General features: G+C 62.2%; 18 protein-coding genes. 8 read left to right on the top strand and 10 right to left on the bottom strand.

The window, feature by feature from the left end; genetic code table 11:
• Window positions 1–68 precede the first annotated feature (68 nt).
• Entirely contained in the window at window positions 69–1,415 is a 1,347-nt protein-coding gene (locus ACKAE7_RS11015) for a ParB/RepB/Spo0J family partition protein (RefSeq protein WP_408979184.1), read from the top strand.
• Between the two features lie 329 nt (window positions 1,416–1,744).
• Here ACKAE7_RS11015 and ACKAE7_RS11010 read toward each other — a convergent pair whose 3' ends face one another.
• Complete coding sequence (locus tag ACKAE7_RS11010; protein ID WP_408979183.1) at window positions 1,745–1,972, bottom strand: DUF2188 domain-containing protein; 228 nt, start codon at window positions 1,970–1,972, stop codon at window positions 1,745–1,747.
• A 601-nt stretch (window positions 1,973–2,573) separates the two neighbouring features.
• Here ACKAE7_RS11010 and ACKAE7_RS11005 point away from each other — a divergent pair.
• From ACKAE7_RS11005 to ACKAE7_RS10980, 6 genes are all read left to right on the top strand, one after another.
• Window positions 2,574–2,840 (top strand): glutaredoxin family protein, encoded by a 267-nt coding sequence (locus ACKAE7_RS11005; RefSeq protein ID WP_408979182.1) that lies wholly within the window; start codon window positions 2,574–2,576, stop codon window positions 2,838–2,840.
• A 5-nt stretch (window positions 2,841–2,845) separates the two neighbouring features.
• The gene (locus tag ACKAE7_RS11000; RefSeq protein ID WP_408979181.1) at window positions 2,846–3,751 is read left to right on the top strand and encodes a single-stranded DNA-binding protein; all 906 of its coding nucleotides are present in this window, start codon (window positions 2,846–2,848) and stop codon (window positions 3,749–3,751) included.
• Between the two features lie 87 nt (window positions 3,752–3,838).
• Window positions 3,839–4,291, top strand: a complete 453-nt coding sequence (locus ACKAE7_RS10995) for a hypothetical protein (RefSeq protein WP_408979180.1) — start codon at window positions 3,839–3,841, stop codon at window positions 4,289–4,291.
• A gap of 15 nt (window positions 4,292–4,306) precedes the next feature.
• On the top strand, window positions 4,307–4,576 hold the full coding sequence (locus ACKAE7_RS10990; RefSeq protein WP_407106889.1) for a ParB family protein: 270 nt from the start codon (window positions 4,307–4,309) through the stop codon (window positions 4,574–4,576).
• Between the two features lie 2 nt (window positions 4,577–4,578).
• Window positions 4,579–4,881 (top strand): helix-turn-helix domain-containing protein, encoded by a 303-nt coding sequence (locus ACKAE7_RS10985; protein ID WP_408979179.1) that lies wholly within the window; start codon window positions 4,579–4,581, stop codon window positions 4,879–4,881.
• Window positions 4,882–4,964: 83 nt separating this feature from the next.
• Complete coding sequence (locus tag ACKAE7_RS10980; RefSeq protein WP_408979178.1) at window positions 4,965–5,222, top strand: chemotaxis protein; 258 nt, start codon at window positions 4,965–4,967, stop codon at window positions 5,220–5,222.
• A 554-nt stretch (window positions 5,223–5,776) separates the two neighbouring features.
• Here ACKAE7_RS10980 and ACKAE7_RS10975 read toward each other — a convergent pair.
• Entirely contained in the window at window positions 5,777–6,184 is a 408-nt protein-coding gene (locus ACKAE7_RS10975) for a hypothetical protein (protein WP_408979177.1), read from the bottom strand.
• A gap of 450 nt (window positions 6,185–6,634) precedes the next feature.
• On the opposite strand from ACKAE7_RS10975, the gene mobF reads away from it, so the two are divergent.
• The gene (gene mobF, locus ACKAE7_RS10970; RefSeq protein ID WP_408979176.1) at window positions 6,635–11,227 is read left to right on the top strand and encodes a MobF family relaxase; all 4,593 of its coding nucleotides are present in this window, start codon (window positions 6,635–6,637) and stop codon (window positions 11,225–11,227) included.
• Between the two features lie 409 nt (window positions 11,228–11,636).
• Here the strand turns inward: mobF and ACKAE7_RS10965 are convergent, their stop codons facing one another.
• From ACKAE7_RS10965 to ACKAE7_RS10930, 8 genes are read right to left on the bottom strand one after another with little or no spacing between them, the layout of a single operon-like run.
• Window positions 11,637–12,224 carry a DUF4913 domain-containing protein gene (locus ACKAE7_RS10965; protein ID WP_408979175.1) on the bottom strand — a complete coding sequence of 196 codons (588 nt, stop codon included), beginning with the start codon at window positions 12,222–12,224 and terminating at the stop codon, window positions 11,637–11,639.
• A complete protein-coding gene (locus ACKAE7_RS10960; RefSeq protein ID WP_408979174.1) occupies window positions 12,221–13,924 on the bottom strand; it encodes a type IV secretory system conjugative DNA transfer family protein in 1,704 nt (567 codons plus the stop codon). The genes ACKAE7_RS10965 and ACKAE7_RS10960 overlap by 4 nt, the downstream gene beginning before the upstream one ends.
• Complete coding sequence (locus ACKAE7_RS10955) at window positions 13,921–15,507, bottom strand: ATP/GTP-binding protein (RefSeq protein ID WP_408979173.1); 1,587 nt, start codon at window positions 15,505–15,507, stop codon at window positions 13,921–13,923. The genes ACKAE7_RS10960 and ACKAE7_RS10955 overlap by 4 nt, the downstream gene beginning before the upstream one ends.
• A complete protein-coding gene (locus ACKAE7_RS10950) occupies window positions 15,504–17,069 on the bottom strand; it encodes a hypothetical protein (protein WP_408979172.1) in 1,566 nt (521 codons plus the stop codon). Before ACKAE7_RS10950 ends, ACKAE7_RS10955 begins: the two co-directional genes overlap by 4 nt.
• A 31-nt stretch (window positions 17,070–17,100) precedes the next feature.
• Window positions 17,101–18,984, bottom strand: coding sequence for a hypothetical protein (locus ACKAE7_RS10945; protein WP_408979171.1), 1,884 nt, complete (start codon window positions 18,982–18,984; stop codon window positions 17,101–17,103).
• Between the two features lie 13 nt (window positions 18,985–18,997).
• Entirely contained in the window at window positions 18,998–19,789 is a 792-nt protein-coding gene (locus ACKAE7_RS10940) for a hypothetical protein (protein ID WP_408979170.1), read from the bottom strand.
• A gap of 60 nt (window positions 19,790–19,849) precedes the next feature.
• Window positions 19,850–20,185 carry a hypothetical protein gene (locus ACKAE7_RS10935; protein WP_236809825.1) on the bottom strand — a complete coding sequence of 112 codons (336 nt, stop codon included), beginning with the start codon at window positions 20,183–20,185 and terminating at the stop codon, window positions 19,850–19,852.
• Between the two features lie 12 nt (window positions 20,186–20,197).
• Window positions 20,198–21,391: a MinD/ParA family protein gene (locus tag ACKAE7_RS10930; RefSeq protein WP_408979169.1), complete on the bottom strand. Its 1,194-nt coding sequence runs from the start codon at window positions 21,389–21,391 to the stop codon at window positions 20,198–20,200.
• Between the last annotated feature and the right edge of the window lie 177 nt (window positions 21,392–21,568).

Genomic DNA, 21,568 nt, shown 5'->3' with positions numbered 1-21,568 from the left:
GGGGAAAGGGAAGCTGGCCGGTCACCTGATCGCCCCACACCCCCCACGTCTCTGCAAGGACAAAAACCATGACCGCAACACCCACACTCGAAATGCTCGATCCGGCCGCCCTGACCGTCGATATCAACGTCCGCAAAGACGCCGCCCTGACCGCCGATTTCATCGCCAGCATCAAGGAACACGGCGTAATGGAACCAGTGATCGCCCACCGCAAGGACGATGGCACCGTGCACGTCCTGATGGGCCAGCGCCGGACCCGCGCCGCCGTCGAAGCAGGGCGGGACAGCATCCCGGTAATGATCATCGAAAGCCCCGAAGAAGCCGAACGTATCGTCACGCAGGTTGTGGAGAACATCCAGCGCGCCGAACTGACCGAAGCCGATGAGGCCGACGCCTACCACCAGCTGTCCCTGATCGGCGTCTCGGCCGCCGCGATCGCCAAGAAGACCGGACGGACCAAGACCACCGTCGAGTCCGCCCTCAAAGCCAAGGCCACCGAGACCGGAGCCGCCGCCCTGGGCAAGGGCTACACCATCGAAGAGGCTTTGGTACTCGCGGAATTTGAGTCAGACGAGGAAGCCACCGCCGAACTCGAGTCCGTCATCATGGACGAACCCGACATGCTCGCCCACGTCACCCAGCAACTGCGCGACAAGCGCGACCGCGCCGCCGCGCTGGCCGCACTCACCGCCGAACTGGAAGCGGCCGGAACTACTGTTGTTCCCGAATGCGGCTACGGGGAGGACAGCGAAACACTCCGGGTCACGTCCCTGAAAAGGGCAGACGGGGAACCGGCCACCGACGAAGACGGAAACGCCGTCTACATCGAGACGAACTATCGCGGCGAACACTCCGGCGTCGCCGTCGTCACCGGCTGGAAAGACCTCGGCTTCACCCTCCGCTACTACAGCGGCTACGGCACGTCATCAGCCCCGAAAGGCCCGATGACCGAGGAACAGAAGGCCGAACGGAAGACCCTGATTGAAAACAACAAGCTGATGCAGTCCGCAACTGTGGTCAGGCGTGAATGGGTCAAAAACCTGCTGGCAAAGAAGCAGGCCCCCAAGGGCTGGCAGTACTTCACCGTCCACGCGATCACCCACCACTCGGAAACCGCCAGCGGCTACGAGGGCAAGGTGGCCGCTGAGATGGTCGGGGCGAAGTTCGAAGAATCCAACCAGTGGGCGTGGAACCCGCTCAGGGATCACGTCGCCAAGACCACCACACGGCCCGAGTTCTCCCTGATCGCGCTGATCTGCGCCGGGTATGAAAAGACCATCCAGAAGGACTCGTGGCGCTCACCCAGCCAAACCCACCGGGACTACCTGAACCAGCTGGTCGCATGGGGATATACCGCATCCGAGACTGAGCAGATCATCATCGACAGCGGAGAGAAGGCTGAGAAGGCCGGATAGACCACGGCTCCTGTGCCGGGCGGCGGATCCCGAACCCCGCCCGGCACAGACCCAATCACCGCAGGAAGGCCAGGAACCTTCCAGAATTCGGGCGGTCCGCCGCCCAGGGCGAACCACAGCAACCACTCACCAGCGGCGGACCGCCGTCCTGCGCCAGGAACCAGGAACATAGAACAGGAGCCGCGCTCCAGCAATGAGGCTGGGAAAGAACGCGGCGATCACGTCAGATAGACTGACCCATAGATTTCTTGCAGAGAAACCCGAAAGGAGCCGGCACACATGCCGGCTCCTTTCCGGGTTAACGGGGGGAATCGGATCCCCGCGTTGACTCAGCCCGGGACGTTCCGGGGATCGTTGCCGTAGCTGTTCTTGGAACCGATCTGGCCGTCCTGGTTCTTAATGACGTGTTCGACCTTGTCCGCCTGGGCCGCTTCCCGGCCTGCAGCTTCTGCTTCGTCCTTGGTGCCGTAGCCGGCGCCAAACGCCCGGGTGGTGCCCTCGCGCTTGTTCTTCCACTGGCCATCTTCGTAATACGTCTCGATATCGCCGTGAGCCACTGCACACTCCCTCTGCCGTTCCGGATACTGACACCCGCTGCAAAGCGCGGGTAGCGAAAAGCCCCGCAACACGATGAAGTGGCGGGGCCTCCCTGGCAACCACTCCGCCTGATGGGGGCCAGGCGGAGAAGCTGACACCAACCTAATAGAAAGCATGCTTACTGTTCAAGTTGCTGCACCCAAGACCGCCCGCCGAAATCACGGCTGAGTTTCCCATGGTCCAAAACCCCAACGCCGCCGACGCACCTATTTCCGGGGCCGGCGTTCTTTCGGCAGGGACGGCACCAATTCACTGGGGGAGTTGGACTCTCCAAGGCATGTCACCAACGGTCCCGGGATTGGCTTTTCAGGCACATGGGGGCTGCCGCCGTGGCGAACCAGCGGGGATGACCACAGCCGCCGGCGGCGAAACTCACCGATCGTTGTTCCCGAAGTAGCGAACCAGGCGAATCGTGCCTAGCGAGGGTGCGAAATAGTACGAAGAAAACCGCGCAAATACGCGGCAAAATCCCTATTCATTCAGTTGAATGATTGGTAGAATTGGAGTAGCAAGTCAGCCAGACGAACGAAACTAATCTTGATACGAAACCAGGTGCTGAAAATGACTGCAACACCGACCGCTTACACGGTCTACACCAAGCCGAACTGCCCCAACTGCGAGAAGACGAAGGACTACTTCGATTCCAAGGGCATCACCTACACGGCCGTGGACATCACCGAAGTGCCGGCAGCGCTGGAATACATCACCGCCGAACTCGGCTACCCCCAGGCGCCCGTTGTCGTGAACAACTCCGATGACCAGGACCGCTGGTCCGGCCTGCGCCGCGACAAGCTCGTCCAAGCGGCCATGACTCACAAGGCGGCGTAAGGACCGTGGCCACCCCGCGCCCGGTCGTCGGGTTCAAGCTCAGCCCACGGATCCCGTTGGAGGTGGATCTGTTCCGGCAGGTCAACCCCAGCGGCAGGATTCCGCACAACGCTGTGGACCCCTACGTTGTGGAACCCGCCATTGTGGAACCCCTCGTTGAGGACCTGTACGACGGCTACCCCGTCCCAGATGAGGGAGGGGATGACCGGTACCTTGAGGCGATCACCCGCGCCCGGCTCGGGGAGGGCGGGCTCTGGGACGCATACACTGCGAACCAGTACCAACCCAACGACCTCACCCACGAAGAACCGGTTGGGACCGAACCTCAAAACGAACCCACAACGCACACCGAGAACATCACCAGCACACGAGGAAAAGGAACCATCATGGCCGGCGAAACCACGCTTACTGTCATTGGAAACCTGACATCAGATCCAGAGCTGCGCTTCACCCCGAGTGGGTCGGCCGTAGCGAACTTCACCATCGCTTCAACGCCCAGGACCTTCGACCGTCAGTCCAACGAGTGGAAGGACGGCGAGACGCTTTTCCTCCGGGCCAGTGTGTGGCGGGAAGCGGCGGAGAACGTGGCCGAATCCCTGACCAAGGGCATGCGCGTGATCGTCACGGGTCGACTGAAGTCCCGGTCCTACGAAACCAAAGAAGGCGAAAAGCGCACCGTGATCGAACTCGAAGTCGATGAAATCGGCCCGTCCCTGCGGTACGCGAACGCCAAGGTCAACCGCACCCAGCGCAGCAACCAGGGCGCACAGGCCAGCGGTGGATTCGACGGCCAGGGAAACAGCAACCAGGGCACGCAGTCAGCCCCGCAGGATGACCCTTGGGGCATCCCGGCGACCAGCAACGCCGGCGCCGGCTGGGGCAACGGACCCGACTCCGAACCCCCTTTCTAACCACTCTATCTGTCGGGGTCAGCAGATACGCTGACCCCGACAGGCAGCGCCCGCTAACCCAGACCACGAGCAAAGGGAAATACCACCATGACGCATGCAGACGACCTCCGCGCCTGGGCAAGGGGCATGTACACAATCGAAGCAGCCACAGAGTTGCTGATACGGGGCTTTGGTGGGAAGTTTGCCGCCCGCGGTAACCCATGGGTGCACACCAGCACCGAGCCGCAAGGCCCCGGCCAGGTGAGTGCCTGGATCGACTTCACAGCCATCCCAGAGGAGGCGGGTGTGCTCTCCGGTGGGGAGCGTCGTTTCCTGCTCCTGGCTGCGTCATTGGCCGAGGATGTGCCGGTAGTTTTGGGTGACCTTGTGCCAGGCCTTGACCGGGATAACCTCGACCTCCTGCTTGCTGCCATCGCGCATGCCGGAGGAAGTCACCAGCACTCCGACGTCCGCTTTAATCAGGACGGGTCCATGTCGCTGGGGAAGGGCTACCTGGACAGTCTGCACCCGTGGCCGCCGGTGCTCCGTGCAGTCCAGTAAGGCCAGCGTGTGGTGATGGCGAAGCCAAAAAAGATTGCTGCGTTCACGCCCTACTACACCGAGGAACAGGCCGACCAAGTCCGTGCCGCCTTCGTGAATGCCGGCAAGACCGAAGAGGGTGACGCGAGCGTGTCGGACTTCATTGTCCGGGCCAGCATGCGCGAGGCGAAGCGTCTGCAGCGCAAGTACAACGGCGGCAAGCCGTGGCCTCCGGTGAAGGCCGGGGAGCTGCGCCGAGGGCAGAGAACGATGGATGAAATGCAGCACCGAAACGAGGAAACGTAGAGATGGGTCAGTGGACCGAAGACATGAACAAGCCCGGCGCCCGGATGTCCCTGCCGTTCCCGAAGATGCTGACGATGGACGATGTCCAGGAGATCCTGAACCTCGGTAAACCAATGGTGTACGCGCTGCTGAGAAGCGGTGAAATTAAGGCGGCACAATTCGGGCCCAGGGGCATTTGGCGGGTCCGGGAAGATGACCTGGCCTCGTACATTGATGCCGCTTACGAGAAGACGGCGGAACGGATTGCCTCGGGCCAGGTACCGGAGGGCGAGGCAGCCGCGGAGGACACAGCCGAATCCGTTTGAAGCAGATGTGGAAAGGCAACGAGACTAAGCCTCGCCTGCAAGCCCGCCCCTCGCTAGCCGCACTCGACCGTTAGGACCGGACCATGTTCATCGTCATCTTCCTCGCAGCTTTCGCAGCGATTGCCCTGGTGGGCTGGATCATCTACGCACTCACGCATCCAGTCCTGGCCAGCCAAGGCATCCTGATTTTTCTGTGCAAGGCCGCCGGTGTTATTGCCTTGCTGTCGGCCCTCGGCCTTTGGATCAGCCAAGGCTTCGCCCAGGCAATTCCCGGCTTCCTATTCATGGCAGGACTCTTCTTCGCGGCCAATAAACTCGAACTGCGTTGGCGCACCTGGTGACGTGGACATGACCCGCCTACCGGAGGACCGTTTCTGGTCCAAAGTCATCAAGGGGCCCCGGCCTGGTGACTGCTGGTTATGGTCCGGCGCCGTATCCGATGACGGGTACGGGCGGTACACCTTGAACTCCGGAGGCCACACCCAGGCTGTGCGGCCTCACCGCTACGCGTTCCATCTCGCACACGGGATCGGACTGGACGCCTTTGGGGATCTGATGCACCGGTGCGATGTTCCGATCTGTGTCCGCGCGACCACCGGAGACGACACCCATCTGCACCCGGGATCAAACAGGGAGAACATGGCTGACCGGCTCGCCAAAGGTCGGGACTCGAATGGATCCCTGTTCAGATGGCGCGGACTTTCCCGCGCTCTCTTCGCCCAACGCTCCCGAACCCTTCGCGATGAAGTACGCGCCCACGGCTGGGAACGCGGGGAGCGCATCCGGGCACTTCTTCACGGGGCTGACCCGGATGCACCAACACTTTTCTGAACGTCAAAGTTGTTAAAAAACTGTGGTCCCGGCGAATCGCCGGGACCACAGTTGGCTTAGTGGATTATGCGGCCTCAGCCGCAGTTCCCTCGTCATTCTCGGGCGCTATATCGCCTACAGCTGCTGCCGGGCCGGCTGCAGCTGGTGCCTGGTCAAGAAGCTTTTTCAGCTCGGCTCCGGTGATGCCCAGGCGGGCGGCAACGGATGCCTTCGGTTCGCCTGCGGCGACCATCGCGGCAACAGTACCGGCGGCGCCGGCGGTTGCTGCTGCTGCTTCTTCCTCAGCCCTGGCAAGGATCGCCTCCGCCTTGGTCTGCGCATCCGCACGGACCTGTTCGGCCTGTTCCTGCTGTTCAAAGAATTCCGCAGCGAGGTCAATGAGCTTTTCATGCCTGGCGGTCAGCTCCTGAGCTTTCGCCCGTGCTTTCTCGCGGGCCGCTACCTGCGTTGCGGACTTTCGTGGTGCTGCCATGTTTCGGGTCCCTCCCCTTGGACTGATCCATGGAGCAGACCTAACGGCTAGCGCCGTGTCTGGTCCATGTCCGGACGTGGCCGTTGGGGTTATCCCCCGGCGGAATCCACTCGTGACAAACCTACAGGATCGGACCTCGCTGCGCTCGGATTGTCGCCTGGATTGTTTGTCCACACGTGGACAGCTCCGAGAGGAAACGTGTCTCTACCCTGCCCACCTGTGGACAATTCAATCCGTGGCGGTTCAACACAATCGAACGAACCGTGGATAACGAAAAGCGTGTTACCCACCGCCCATTCTCATGTGCAGAACCGCATCAAAGTCTTGATGGCCAAAAGCAGCGGAATTTGCCTTCTGTATTTCTCCCCTGTCGAAAGGCAAATCGCGCTGAATCTGTCACACCTCTTGCATCATCGATAAGTGAGGTTCCTTTGGCGGTATGCTGGGTTTATGATGACCGTGCACAAGCTCAGTGCCGGCGATGGATACACGTACTACACGCGTGAAGTCGCTACCGGTGATGAGCTGCGCGCAGGGAACCGTTCGCTGGGTGATTACTACACCGTGGACGGCAACCCTCCTGGCCAGTGGGGCGGCGGTGGAGCCGCCCTCCTGAAGGTCTCAGAAGAGGTCAGCGAAGCGCAGATGAGCGCGCTTTACGGGGAAGGACTGCACCCGGATGCGGCCGCGATCCTTACGAAGGACCCCACCGCGAAAGTTGCCCTGGGGCAGCGATATAAGAGGTTCTCCCAGACCGATAACGAGCTTCAGTTGCGTATAGATCGTGGCATCGGTGACTACACACGCATGAACCATTCCGCTCCTGATGCGGATAACAGGCGATTGATCCGCACCAAGGAAGGTGCCCAATACTTCCGCGAGCTCAACGGGCGAAACCCGGCCGACAAGGAAGAACTAGGCAAGTTCATCACGGCTCAAACCAAGCCAGCAGCACAGGCTGTCGCGGGTTATGACCTTGTATTTGCGCCCGCTAAATCGGTCTCCGTTTTGTGGGCCACTGGCGGAGATGAAGCGCGCCAGCAGATCGAAGCGGCCCACCACGAAGCCATTAAAGAGACGATGGAGTTCCTGGAAAAGGAAGCGACGTTCACCCGCCGGGGACGTAACGGTGTCCGGCAGGAAGACGTTGAAGGCGGACTCGTTTATACCGCCTTCAGGCACTACGACTCCCGCAACGGTGACCCCCAGCTCCACGATCACATCGTGGTGGCGAACAAGGTCATGGGCGCTGACGGTAAGTGGTCCAGCCTGGACGGCAGGCTCCTCTACCAGTACGGGGTTGCAGCGTCCGAGCACTACAACCGCACGGTAATGGAGAAGGTCTGCGCCCGTTTGGGGGTCGGTGTCACCACCCGCAAGGTCACCGGTGACCGGCCGGTCATCGAAATTGCCGGGGTGAACGTCGCGGCAATTGAAGCCGGATCATCGCGCAGCGGCGACATCAAACCTGCCCTGGATAACCTCGTCCAGGAGTTCACCGAGAACCACGGTTACTCCCCTAACCAGAAGCAAATGATCGCGCTGGCCCAGCAGGCCACCCTGGCCACACGACCGGCGAAAAAGTCGGCCCGCCGCCTTTCGGAACTGGTCACCCAATGGCAGCAGGAATTCGCCCAGATCCCCGGCGTGCTCGTCGGGCCGGCGGCCGTCGAAGCTGCCCGTGCGCACCGTTACGATGCCCGGAATGCGGCGGACCGGAACAACACACCCCTGGTCACCCACGCTGACGAAGTAGATCCTGCCGTTGAAGCCGCCCAGGTCATCCGCACCCTGGAACGGTCCCGCGGGACGTGGGGAGAGCACCACATCGACGCCGAAACGCGGCGCCAACTCGGAATCAGGTTCGCGGAACTGACCATCCCGAAAGAACTCTTTGAACAGGTCAAGGCCCGTGCCATTGACCAGTTCTCCCTCCGCATCACCACCGACGTTCCAGCCACCGGACCGGAAGCCCTGCGCCTTCGCAACGGTGCGAGCCGATACGGGAAAGTCCACTCCACGCTCTACACCTCTTCCGGTGTCCTGCACAGTGAGGACCGGCTGCTGACTGCCGCGCAGCGGACTGTCATCCCCGCAGCGACTACCGAATTTTTCGACACTGCCGCTGCGTCCCAGGAAAAGACGTTTGATGCCGGGCAGCTGCGCATGGCCAGCGAATTCGCGTGCAGCGACAAGCTGTTGGTCATCGGTGTTGGCCCTGCCGGTGCGGGTAAAACCACTGCGCTGAAACTATCCGCGGACGCGATCCGAGCGGCCGGTGGAAACGTCATTGGCTTGGCGCCCACAGCGGCCGCCGCCGCCGTGATGGGCAAGGAGCTGGGAGCCAATGCGACCACCATCGATTCCTTTGTCCTCGGGCATCGGAACCACAGCCCGAACCGAATCCCGCTGAATCCAGGGGACGTCCTGTTCATCGATGAGGCCGGTATGGTCGGCACAGAACTGTTCGCGGCTGCGGTTACCATCGCCGAGCAGCATGGCGCTCTCGTCCGTGCCTTGGGTGATGACCAGCAGCTCTCCGCCGTCGCCTCCGGGGGTGCGATGCGCTACCTGAAGAACACCGTTGGCGCTGTGTACCTCGAAGACCTCCATCGGTTCCGCAACGCAGACGGCACCCCGAACACCGCAGAAGCCGCCGCGACGCTGGCGCTCCGCGAACCGCCGGCCGTTGGTGAAGATGACCCTTGGGAGTTCTACCGGCAGAACCGTCGCGTGGTCGGCGGAGACGTCGAAACGATGACTTCACAGGTGTATACCGCTTGGGAAAAGGACACCGCAGCCGGGAAGCATTCGGTCATGATGGCCTTCGACAATGCCACTGTCACGGACTTGAACGCGCGCGCCCAGGCCTACCGCCTCGGTACTGGTGCACTGGCTGACGGGCCGGCCGCTGCGCTGCGTGACGGGCTTGCTGCCCGCGCCGGCGACGTCGTCGTAACCCGGAAGAACGACCGTCGCCTGAGCGTGAACCACGGCAAAGACTTCGTGAAAAACAATGATGTATGGACGGTGCGGGAAGTCCACTCTGACGGTGCCATGACCGTCCGCCACCAGGACCACAACGGCACCATCACCCTGCCGGCAGATTACGTGCGGGACAACGCGATGCTCGGCTACGCAGCAACGATCCACCGCACCCAGGGCATGACGTGCGATACCACTCACGCGATGATCGGCGCAGGCCTCTCCCGCGCCCTCGCCTACGTCGCAGCGTCCCGCGGCCGGGAATCAAACCACCTTTACGGTGTCCTCACCGACGGCGAAACCCTCACCGATGTGCTGCGGTCCGTGGCAGGAAACCATGACGGTAACCTCACCGCACACGAACAGATTGACGCCGCCCGGGCAGCGGCCCGGTCCCTGCCCGAGATGGTCACCGTCTACAAAGACATTGACGACCAGGCCAACGAGCTGAGGATGGCCAACACCGCCCGGAGCATCCTGGGCGAACGAACCGCGGAACGGTTCATTGCCTCCAACGCCTGGGGAGCTGTCGCGACGCACCTGCGAAAAGCGGAATCCGAAGGCTTCAATATCGCCAACCTTCTCACTGACGCCACCGGGACACCTTTCGAAGAATCCCAGGACCCCGGGGCCGTCCTGGCGTGGAGGGTCGAGGACAAACTGGACTACTGGCGCACCCGCGCCGAAGCCCCGGCCCGCCGCCCGCTTGAAGCCGTCAGCGATCAGGCACTGGAACGCCTCGCCCGTCGCGCCACCGGGGATCTTATGCGCGCCCGCGCAGACTCCGCTACGAACCCCGCCTCCACCCCGGACCGCCAGGAACTGCACCGCAACTGGTTGAAGGAAAACAAGGAAACCCCGTGGCAGTCCCGACTCCACGGACACCTCACTGACGATGACCTCGATACCCGGATCCACCGGGCCAAAGAAACGCTGCGGACCGATGAAACGGTCAACGACTCCCCCGCTGCCGCGAAAGCCAACTGGCTCGCCGGTTCCCTGCAAAAGGAGAAGGCCTTGCGTGAACTGATGCCAGAACCCGTCCGCGCAGATGAAGCATACGAACGTGGCTCGACCACCAACTACGCCCGCGACGAATACGCCCCACGCGTCCGCGCAGCAGAACAGATCCTCCGCCGCATCGAAGCCGAACAAAACCTCCGCCGACGCCTCCCCGAACCCGTGGCCACCACACCCGCCCCGGACGGCCTTGCCCCATGGATGGCACCTGCGGACGTCATCACCCACAAGGACACACCCGCACCGTGGAGGACCGAGCTGCAGGCACGCCGCGAGGCCATGGCACTGGAAGTGAACCGTCTCGGGTCCCAGCTCGCGGCCGAACCGCCGGCGTGGGCGGCCGCCCTTGGCCCCGTCCCGTCAGATACCGCCAAGCAGCAGCAATGGCGGGATCTGGCAGTGGAGGTCAAGACCTTCCGCGACACCTACCGGATCCCCGAATCCGACACCACCGTGATCCCGGATCAGTACACCCAGCAGGGCACCGGCGCCGAGCTGAGGACCCGTGTCACCGCCATGCACAAATACTCTGCGCAGACCGCCAAGAAGCCCCTGGCCGCCGCTGACGCAGCACTTATGGCAGAGGCCGCGAACGTGGAAGCGACCGTCGCTGAAACACCCACACCCGCCGAGCAGGTAGTGGACCAGTTGCGCCAGGAACGGTCCCAGGACACCACCCTGACCCCGGAACAGGAACGAGCCGAACGCATCGCCGCGATGGCACGCCGCATCAGAGGCACCAGAAAAACGTCCACGCCAGAACAAACCCCGGAAGCAGTCACTGAAGCCATGAAGGACATAGCCGAACGCCGGAACGCTGAGAAGGACACCCAGCCCTCAGCGCCGGCAGAATCTCTGCGCGACCGGCTGGCCCGGGTCCGCCAGGAAACCGAGGCCGCGTTGGGCCAGACACCAAACGCCGCCGAGAAGATCCGCCAAGCACAAGAAACCCAGGAAGCCGAGGACGCCAAGCGGCAGGCACAACAGAACGGCCCTGCAACCGCCCCCGAGGCAGGACGCCGAGGACCGCGGCTATAACACGGCATAATTCCTAAAGTCCCCTTTATCACATGTGGTCTTGACATTCAAGGTTAAATTTGTTATACTTGTATGTATAGGGCAAGGAAGAAAGTTCCTGCGATTCGTAGTCGCGTTGCTCACTAACCGGAAGGTCGAGGGTTCGAACCCCTCCGGAGCCACTTCATGGCTCTGTAGCTCAGGTGGGAGAGCGTCCGCTTGATTTAGGTAGGGCATGGGAAGAGAGTTCTCCGCCGGTTCGCGACCGGGATGCTCACAAAACAGAAGGTCGGGGGTTCGAGTCCCCCTGGGTCCACGCCATGGGCCCATAGCTCAGTTGGTAGAGCAGCTGTCTCCTGTGGCACTCAGCATGGTGCAAGGAAAAGCACGGAACCATCGGTTCCGTGCTTTTCCTTATTCGGCCCTAGTTTTAGGCGGTGGAAGGTTCTTTCGCGCCGAGTTCTCCAAGAAATTCTGTGAATTTGTCGTCGGTCGAGTCCCGGAACGAGGGCCGGGGATCCACGTGTTCAGTGTGGCAGTTGCTCAGCCCCCAAGGTTTGGATGCGATGCGTTCAAGCATGGGCCAGAAGATGTCCCTGTGCCAGCTGGCCGGGTCGGTTACGGGGTCTTTGTGGCCGTAGTTGGCTGCCCGCCAGCTGAGCCAGGCTGCCGTGAGCTCTTCCACAACCGGAGCGTGCCGGTACCAGCAGCCGTAGATGCGGGAGGCGTCCGATACGCCGTACCGGTCGTTGATCCAGTCCACCCACTCGCGCAGCGCCTCCATGAGAGCGACGGACTTCTCACCATCTAGTTCTTTCCAGTTCCAAGGAGCTGGTGTCTTTTTCGGCGGTGATGCCAGGAGGTCTTCGACCGCCTGGCCCATCGCTTCGACGGATCCTTGCAGAACGGTAAGCCGTTCCTCGTGCTCGACCAGAACCTCTTCAATGCCCTCGGCCACCACCGATTCGCCGCCGTCCGCAGGGGAGGGCGGAAAAGGATCGCGAGTTTCTTCGGTCATCGGATTGCTCCTTGCCTGTCGCGGCTTTGTTGCGCGGTGGCCTTGTCTTCCTTAATTTGATTTGCGTCCGCGCGTTCCCACCAGGGCATGAGTTTGACCCTGGCCGGGGCGACGTTGCTGTAGTGCATGAACGCTTCTCCTACCGGCAGCTGCTGAATCTCGTTGCCTCGGATCACGGGCCGTTCTTCCTCGCTGACGGTCCGAGAAGATCCGCCGCGCCCCTGGGAAGTGGAGACGCGTTCTTTGCGGGTAGTCCCCGCGGCCCGGGCGATCTTGTCCAGTTCATCGATTTCTTCCAGGCCGGGCAGGAACAGCCTGATCGATGACGTTCCACGGATTGCCGTGGCTGCTTCGGCTCCCCACCTCTGCCGGTTCTGGGCAAAGGACTGGCTGAACCCGATGATGCGGATCCCGCGGCCGCCGGAATCCGAGAGGGCACCGGCCATGTCCGGGATGGCAGCGACATTGGGGGCTTCGTCCAGGACCATCGTCAGTACCGGCCAGAGCCGGCCCCCGGGCATGCCCTGGGAAATGCGCTGGGCTTTGCGGAACATGAAGTCGGCAAACATCGCCACGAGCGGGGCGACCGGAGAGCGTTCCCCGTCCGTGAGCAGATAGATCGTGTTCGGCTTTTCCAGGAACTTCTCCATGTCGAATCCTTCTCCCTTGGGCGGGGTCAGGGTGTCGAGGGCTTTGGGGGACGTCAAGGGTTCCAGGAGCCCGGCGAGGGTTTCCTGGATGGAGTCCACAGTTTCCCCGGCCCGGGAGGTTGTGAGTGTCCGTAGGCGGGCAGTGAACGCTGCGGGGGCCTTGTGCTGGGTCAGTATTTCCAGAGGTTCGGAGTCGGTGAAGTCATTGGCCCACTTCACGACGTCATCGATGCTCTTGTCTCCCAGCGCCGCCGCGTGGAGGAACCTGCCCAGGATCGCGGCGGCTTTGGAGTTGAAGAAATCCCCGTTCTTCACGTCTCCCATCGGCTGCGCGCCCGCCCAGGCTTTACCGCGGGCCAGCGCTTCGTCGGGATCTTCGCAGCCGTCAACGACGTTCCACCTGACCTTGTTCGACCACCCGGAAATGTCCTGAAGGTCGAACACGGAAACATCGCCCCGGCGTTCGCGGGCGATGGCGGTGAGCATGAGCAGGTCATTTTTGGTGGAGGTGGCAATCACGGCACCTGGTGCGTCCAGGGTGATGCCTACGGCCAGGAACAGGGTTTTACCGGAGCGCTGCGGGGCAAATACCCACATGGAGTCTTCGTGCTGGACGTAGAGGGTCTGTCCGTCGAGCTTGCACAGGGCGACGATCATGTCTTCTTCAGTGGCATCCGCCGGCAGCTCCAGGGATTGCTTGGCTTTGGCCAGTGCTGCGTTCTTGCCCATGCGCTTTTCGAGGTCCTTGTACCGGGGCAGCCCGTCGTCGCGGTGCTTGTTTCCGCCGAAGATGGCCGTGAGCATGCCCGTCCCGACGAGGGCCAGGACAGCAAGAACGATGAGGATCCAGGTGGCAGCTGCGGGCCAGAGGAATTCGCCGGCCTTGATCTTGGCCCATAAGGCGGAGAAGTCCGTCCAGGGCATCCCGGTGGGAGTGATCAGTTCTCCCAGGAACGCCGAGACCCAGCCCAAAACAACCAGCCCGGTGACGAGGGCGGCCAGAGCGATCTTCATGACTGAATCCGTGGACATGGGCTTGGTGGTGCTCATGCTGCTTCCTCCTGCGCGTCGGCTTCGACCTGGTTGATTGTGGCCGTGGATTTCATGGCCTTATCGGTGTCGGTGAGTTCGATTTCCAGGGCGCTGCGGACGTGGATGGCAATAAAGGGGTCTTTACCGCCGATCCGCATCATGCAGGTCCCTTTGGTTAGGCCGGCGATATCGGCCGCGGACCCGGCGGGCAGGTTGAACATGCGTTCGCAGGCCCAGGCATCATCGGATTTTTGCTGCTTGTAGAGCAGGACCGTTCCGCATTCTTTGAGCATGGCGATGGCCGGTGAGTCTTCGGGAATATCGGAGATGTGGTGGAATGCGAACATGCACGAGAGTGACAGTGCGCGGGAGAGCTTGGTGTTGCGGCGGGTGACCTTGGCAACCGAGCCCTGGACGGTGTGCCAGGCTTCCTCGATGACCAGGACAGTGGGGACCGCTTCACTCTGACGGTAGAGAGTGTTCGCCAGCCAGGTGTTGATGATCGTCATCACGATAGCCAACGCGGGCCCATCCTCCGGGAGCAGGGACACGTCAAAGACGGTCAGCCCGGCGTTCAGGGAAATTTCCTCACTCGTCGGTCCGTCTATTAGGCCGGCTAGGTCATCTTCAATCATGCGTTCAAGCTCAAACGCGGGATCCTGTCCCCACTGCCGGATTTCTTCCACGCTCAGGTTCGAGGCCGTTGCCGCGTCCGCGTCGGGTGCGTAGAGAGCGGAGAGGACGTGGCGGATATGGGCGATTTCATTGTTCGCTGCCGCCGTGCGGAGAGCCTGTTTGTGGGCCATGCGGACTGCTTTGCCTTCCTTGGGCAGCAGCGGCCGGCCAAGGGCTTCTTCAACAACAGCACGGACCAGCATTGACTGGCCCGCCGGGGTGGAGAGCGCGGTGTCGTCGTGGCTGTCTTCATTCAGCCGGGCAGCGATGCGCGGGTCCAGGATGTTGATTCTGGCCCCGCCGCCGCCGACCATGAACTTCACCGGTGTGATGCCCAGGCGTTGGGCAAGCGAGGTGTATTCCCCGCCGTTCTGGTCTAGCTGGTACTTCTTATCGATCACGACGACCCGGCGGCCAAGGAGCAGCTGCCGCAGCACCGCCCAGGTTTTGATGCCGGAGGACTTGCCTTGGCCAAGATCCCCGATGAAGCAGACGTTCGGGGATTCGAGCTCGTTGCCGTAAGACGTAAACGGGTCGTGGACGACCATCCAGCCCGATCCGGCATCGATCCCGAACGCCAGGCCCCGGTGCGAGGTGGGAGGCGAGGCGATGGCCATGTGTGAAAATTCCATCTGCCGGGTCGAGGACAGCACTCCCGGGGCCGCCGGATCGTAGTATCCCAGGCGCGAGGCACGCGGACTCTTGCGCTCACAATGCCACTGCACGGCTGCCTTGCTCTGGGCATCGTTAGTGCGCTTTTTCTTTCCTGCCCGGCGTTTGGCTGCCAGGGCATCCCCAATCGCCAGTGTGGCGCCGTGTTCGGCGTTGAGGCGCTGCTGCTTAGCGCGGGAGCGCTGGGTGCGGCGTGATGTGGTGGACAGGGCCCAGGGCATCCGCAGGCCTTTGATGAGTTTGGGGGTGTTCATCGGATTCCTCTCGTGAACGGCATGGTGGTGATCAGGGCCAGATCGTTGCGGTGATCCATCCAGTCAATGAATTCGATCCCGGCATCCGCGGCCGCAGCCTCGATCAGGTCAGCGGTGGCCAACAGCTCATCCTCTGATTCGACGGAGTAGGAGATGTAGAGCGCGTACGCGGCACCGTGGTGCCCGGAACCGGGTTTGAGGTCCAGGAGCCTTTGGCTGGATGCGCCCATGAGGACTTCTTCTGATCCGTCGGTGACGACACCGGACTTGGCGACTTCCTTGCCCTTGGCGCGGTCCATGGCCGCGTCTGTGCGGGCTTTCCCTCGTGCGGTGCGGGCATCGGAAAGTTCCATCACCATGGAGACGGTGTGGACCACGGCCGGCTGGATTCCGGAGACCAGGGATTGCAGAGCAGAAACGGGGATCGCTTCGGGGCTGAAAGCTGAGGCTGGAACATACCCGGTGCGGGTGTGCCAGTGGCCGTTGATGACCACGGAAGAATCGGAGGAATCGCCGTCCAAGTGCTGCCAGCAGTCTGCCAGGTCCGCGTTCTCATCATCGTCAATGTCGAAATCCGGATCCTGAAGGTGCCGCAGGAGCGCCGCCATCTGTTCAGGTCCCAGGGTGCGGTAATCCTGGATGCCGCCCATCATCTGCGCCTGGGCAAGAGCGGTGCGGATTTCCTGATGAATCGCCAACCCCAGTCCGGTGTCCCCGCCGCCGAGCTTGGAGGCCTTCAGGGACAACGCAGCGGACCGAGGAATGCGGAAGGTTTCGTAGGTGCGGTGCTGTTCTGAGCGGGACTGCAGAGTTTGCACCAGATCCCCGTAGGAGGTGATCAGCAGCCGGTTGATGCCCTGGGCCTGTTTGTCCTTGATCCACAGCAGGTGGTCTGTGGAATCCATGGGTACGGCGCGGGAAAGGGTCTGGACGTGGGAAATGAGGGATTGCCGGCGGGCCATGCGGGCCAGGAACTGACCGCGGGCCACATAAGCGGAGTCTTCCCGGTTTTCCTCGCGGATCCCGGAGGAAGAACCCATGACTTCCACGGTGACCGTGTAGTACGGGGTTTTGATCCGGCCGCCGTGACGGAAAACGGTCATAGGACCGGTAGGGGTCTGTACGGTGAACGGGCGGACCGTCCCGACCATGAGCGGGGCATTGTTCCGGTGTGTCACTGGGACCTCGATCATGCCCTTTTCATCGGCCCGGGCACGGTCGGCTTTTCCGGCCTTGACCATGCGGGTCTGATCCCGGAACTTCACCGGAACAAACGTCGCGGTCTTGTTTTTCCGGCGGGAGCGCTGGTGGTGCCGCTCCACGAGCAGAGCACCGAGGGACCGGTACCCGGTGATCTTGCTCGGAGTGGTCAGCACGACACCTATGCCGATGATCGCAGCGCCCAGGATCAGGCCAAGCACGATCACGTCCGAGAGAGCAATGATCGCCACCATCCCTGAAGCCAGGGCGATGCTGAGCCCAATCCACTCAGGACCGGTACGGTTCCCGCCCCACAAACCACGGCGGGAAACCTCACCACCGACAACAACCATGCGTCCCATCAGACCTACTCCCCTGCTTTTGTTCTGTTCATTACCGGCCGCTGATGTGATCGGTATCAGGCACCATCGAGTTCACGCCCTGACGGCCGCGCAATGCGGCCTGCCGTGATGCTTCACGCCCGGCCAACAGGAACGCTGTCGCCCCGCCTGCGGCGATCTTGGCGGATCCCCGAGTGGCCGCCATAGTGCCCCGGCTAACAGCCCCCGCTCCACTGCGGGCAGCAGCAGCAGTTTTTCCGGCCGGAGTACCGGCCCGGTCATCCCGTTGTGCCTGGGCAATGGTGCGGGTATCAGGTGCATCCTGGGCAGCGGCTCCTATCCCGGCGGTCCCCTGTCTGGTGCCACTGGCACTACGACGGCCGCTGCCTGTAGGTGCGCCGGCCCCGGCTGCACCACCGGTCAGACCCCCGTCAGGACCGGCCGAGAAGCTAGGCCCGCCTGATGTCTGGGCTGCCGCCCCGCTCACGGCAGCACCGGAGCGCCCACCGCCGGACGAGCCGGACTGTGCCTGCATGGTGCGACGCTGACGGATCATTGCACCGATCCCGGCGCCGGCGCCGGCTACCATCGCCGCCCCTGCAATCGAGGGCCGGTTAGCACCCAGTGAACTGGCCGAGGATGGCAGTATCGGGACGAATTTGAATAGCAGCGCGGGTGAGAACGCCAGGACGACCATTGCGGCGGCCGCGATGAACACTGAGGAGGCGTTCACCAAGGCATCCCCGGTACCCTCGCCCTGGAACGCGGGGCGGTTCGAGATGAAGCTGAACAGCGCACCCATGATCAACAGAATCAGCGGTTTGGACAAGGCGATACCAAGCCACAGCGACCCGGCCTTGGCAACGCGGCCCCGGTGTTCGGGATGGATCATGAAGCCAATCATCAACGCAATGCCTACGCCCAGCAGCGACAGGGCGAGCGGCTGCAGGGCGAACAGCCCCAGGAGCGCCCAGGCCCCGATGAACAGCAACCCGAACAGCAACACGGCTGCCAGCGGTCCGAAAACACCGCTGGACTCGTAAGAGGCGAAACGGGAAATGCTTGTGGCGAAGTCCCCGATTTGGTTTGAGGTCCATGGGCTGATCGATTCAGTAACCTGAACCAATGCGTTGTTGCCCACGTACCCCAGAACCGGGCCGAACAATGCCAACAGAACTGCAAGTGGGGCGTACCAGATCACCGATTCACGCATGGCGTCAGGGTCAATTTTTTCATCCGAGTAGTCCCGGAAGAGTTTGAAGAACATCAGTGCCAGCAACACGATCCCGACGCCGGAAAAGACTGACCAGGTGTCTCGGAAGCCGTCATCGACCTGAAACTCTGAGACTTTCAAAAGGTTCACTAAAACCTCGTTCGTGGCCGTCACTCCGGCTTCCTTAGTCGAGTTCGCAAACTTCTCAAACCCGTCCTTGGCATTGGCGATAAACGCCACCGTGTCCACCGCACCCAGCACAAACTGCCCGCCAGGCTGCGTAGAAACAGCTGTACGCAACACAGCACCAGCAAGCGGGGCGAATTCGTTCCATGTGCTCGATACCGCACATATGCCCAAGGCAGCTGGCGGTGCCCCTTCCCGCGCCAACGATGAGCAAAACTCCCGCTGTCCTTCTGCAGGCCGGTAGTCCAAGGACTTCTCAGGGGTGTCCAGGAAGCTGTTGAAAGCGCGGGCTGCCATTCCCGTGCAGTCCTGGCCGATCATCGTTGCACCGAGAAATTGAGGCCCACAGACGTTCTTGGCGAGTTCGCCGTTGAGACGGTCACGAATGCCGTCGCGCTGGTCTGCCGGCAAGCCCGCTAGCCGCTTCAATTGATCGGCATTCAACTTTTCTGAGGCGTTAATGTCATCCGCTGCTTGAGCGGATCCGGCCGTGAGAACACCGAAGCTCAGGAAGACCGCGAGGAGAGCGGCAATCAAGCCGATCCTGCTGCTAGCGCGTAGCGTTTGCATACTCCACCCAGCCTTCTTTACTCAGGTTTTCGAAGTAGCGGCCGACCAGCCCGTTATCGAGAGCGGGCATCTCTCCGGTTGAAGCGCCGACGAGACCGCCCGCAGGGCCCGGGTCAGGGAACTTGTCAGCAAGTTCTGTGTCATCAATACGCACCAGGACGTCAGAGATTTTCCAATCTCCGTCCCAAACGAGTTCCAGGGAATCGGTACCGAAGTAGCCACCGGGTTCTGCTTCACCGCCGCGCAGACCGCCATAAACCACCTGAATCAATGCACGGTTCTCGGCCTCGCAGGAAACGAGCCGGTAGAGGCCCCCGGCTTTGACATCCACTCGGTCGAGCCAGCCGCCATCGAAGCTCTTGAAGTTTCCGGACGCGGCCGCCGTCGTGTAGGTGTCGCCAAGCAGAACTGCATCTTTGATCCATGCTTCGTCCGAGGCCAACGTCTTCATCGTGGCTTTCTGGGCTTCCCAGGTTTTAGTGTTCACATCGTGCAGGACCGGCGTGTAGTTGGCTGCTGCCTGGGCGGCCGAGTCGCAGGTGCCGTTGTAGCCGATGGGCGTTTTGCCGTCGGCGGCCGTTGTGGTTCCGCCTTCTCCGATGCTGATTTTGGAGACTGGAAATCCGAGCTTGCCAGCGACCATGTCCGTTCCAGCGGTGGGTTCGGGCTGTGAAGCCTGTTCCGTGGGGCGGAGATTTATCAGGACGACGGCGACTGCCACGATCACCACGACGGCGGCAATCGCGATCAGTAGCTTCCATTTCGTTCTCATGGTCTGGTTCCGTTCTTCGGTAGGAGACAGCTGCCAACGATGAAGTGTGCCACCAGTTGGTTAGGCTCCTGCTGCGGCAGTGAGTGCGAGGATGCCGCCGATGATGACGCTGGCGCCGGCGACGGCGGCGAAGGCGACACCACTGCGCTTGGCACCGTCCGCGCCATCTGCAATGTCGTCCGAGTGGCCGCGCTGCCGTGCGATTCCCCACTTGCCCAGGTTCATCAGGAAAGCAGCGGTGACCAGGATCAGCACCAGGGCCCAGAGCCCGCCGAGGATCAGCTGGACCGCGCCTTGGAACTGAACTCCGAAGACGTTGATGTTGGGGGTCACCCCGTCCAGGGGGTTATCTGCGGCCGCGGGGATGGTGACGTTGGTGAGGATGCTCTTGAACATGGTGTGGGTTTCCTATCGGTTGGTGGTGTTGATACTTGCGTGGGCGTTGCGGTTGTCTACCTCGAGCAGGCCTGCGGCGATTTCTGCGGTGACGCGTTCGAAGGCGCGGCGGGCGGGATCGCCCACGAGCTGCCAGTCGATGATTGAGCCGTTGTCCAGGGCCGCGTCATAGGGGATATCGATGATGGACCGCACCGTGGATTCGAGCTGGGCGCGGAGGCTCGCTTGATCGGTCGCCGAGACTTTGGCGCCCCCGCCCTGGGTGATGACGACGACGGCATTGGCGACAAGGTTCTTGTAGTGCGGGTTGCCCTGGCGCTCGGACATGGATTCGAGCTGTTCGATCATTCGCAGGGCCGAGACGACGGCGTTGCGCTGGAGCCGGACAGGGATTACGAGCTGGTCTGTGACGTCGATGGAGGCCAGCCAGTTTTCGGAGCGGGTGTTGTTTCCGGTGTCCAGGACGATGGTGTCGTAGAACCGGCTGACCACCGTGTGGATGCGGTTGAATTCGTCCGCGCCGATGGACTTCATCCGATCCGGGTCTTCGTCCGATGCCAGGACGGAGAACTGGTTCTTGCCTTGGTGGCGGGTGTAGTAGGAAAAATCACCTTTACGCGCCTCGATGGTTTCGAACTTTTCCAGCACGTTCAGCAGGTCCCACACGGTGCGGGTGGAGCCGTTGGCGTTGGTCCGAACACCGAGGGTGCCCATCATTTCGTTGTTGTCCCAGACGATGGCGTGCTGGCCGGAGTGGATCCCGAAGGTTGAGCCGATTCCGACGCTGCACATGGTCTTGCCGACTCCGCCCAGGGGCTGGGCGACCATGATGCGCATGGGCCTGGAGTAGACCCGTTGGATCGCGGAAAGGTCTGTGCGGCGGGCCAGCTCGGCTGCGCCGACCTTGGGCTTGATCAGCCCGAACGTCACGGTCCGCAGGAAGGCCTGCCAGCCGGTGGCCGGTGGTAGTTCATCGTTCATGTTGTCTTTTTGCAGCACTGATGCGCTGCGCCGGCCGCTGACCAAGGGGGCCGCCTGAGCTTCCACGGCCGCCTGCTGGGCCTGTGCCGGCCCAGCGACAGAAACGGCTGGGGCCGCGGTTTCCTTGGCGGGTTCTGCGGCATTGTCTTCTACTGACGGTTCGGGGTTCAGCAGGCTGATGGGGGCGCGTGACTTCCGCTCGGCGCCTGACCAGTTGGTACTCATCGGGTCTTCCTTTCGTTTGCGGGGTTCTGACTTTTGAAAATCTGTGGTGCCGGTTCCTGGAACAGGATTGGGGCACTGTCTGTGCCTGTTCCCTGCGGGCTGCGCCGTTGGGGGCCGGTGAGCGGGTCGGTGAACAGCGGTGCTGTGCCGAAGTCGTCAGCGCCGGCGGTGGGCGTG

Origin of the sequence: Pseudarthrobacter sp. NKDBFgelt, assembly GCF_046097905.1 — a bacterium.
In the GTDB taxonomy this organism is placed as follows: Bacteria; Actinomycetota; Actinomycetes; order Actinomycetales; family Micrococcaceae; genus Arthrobacter; species Arthrobacter polychromogenes.
The sequence above is the reverse complement of the archived record's forward strand: the minus strand, read 5'-3'. Positions and strand labels throughout refer to the sequence as shown.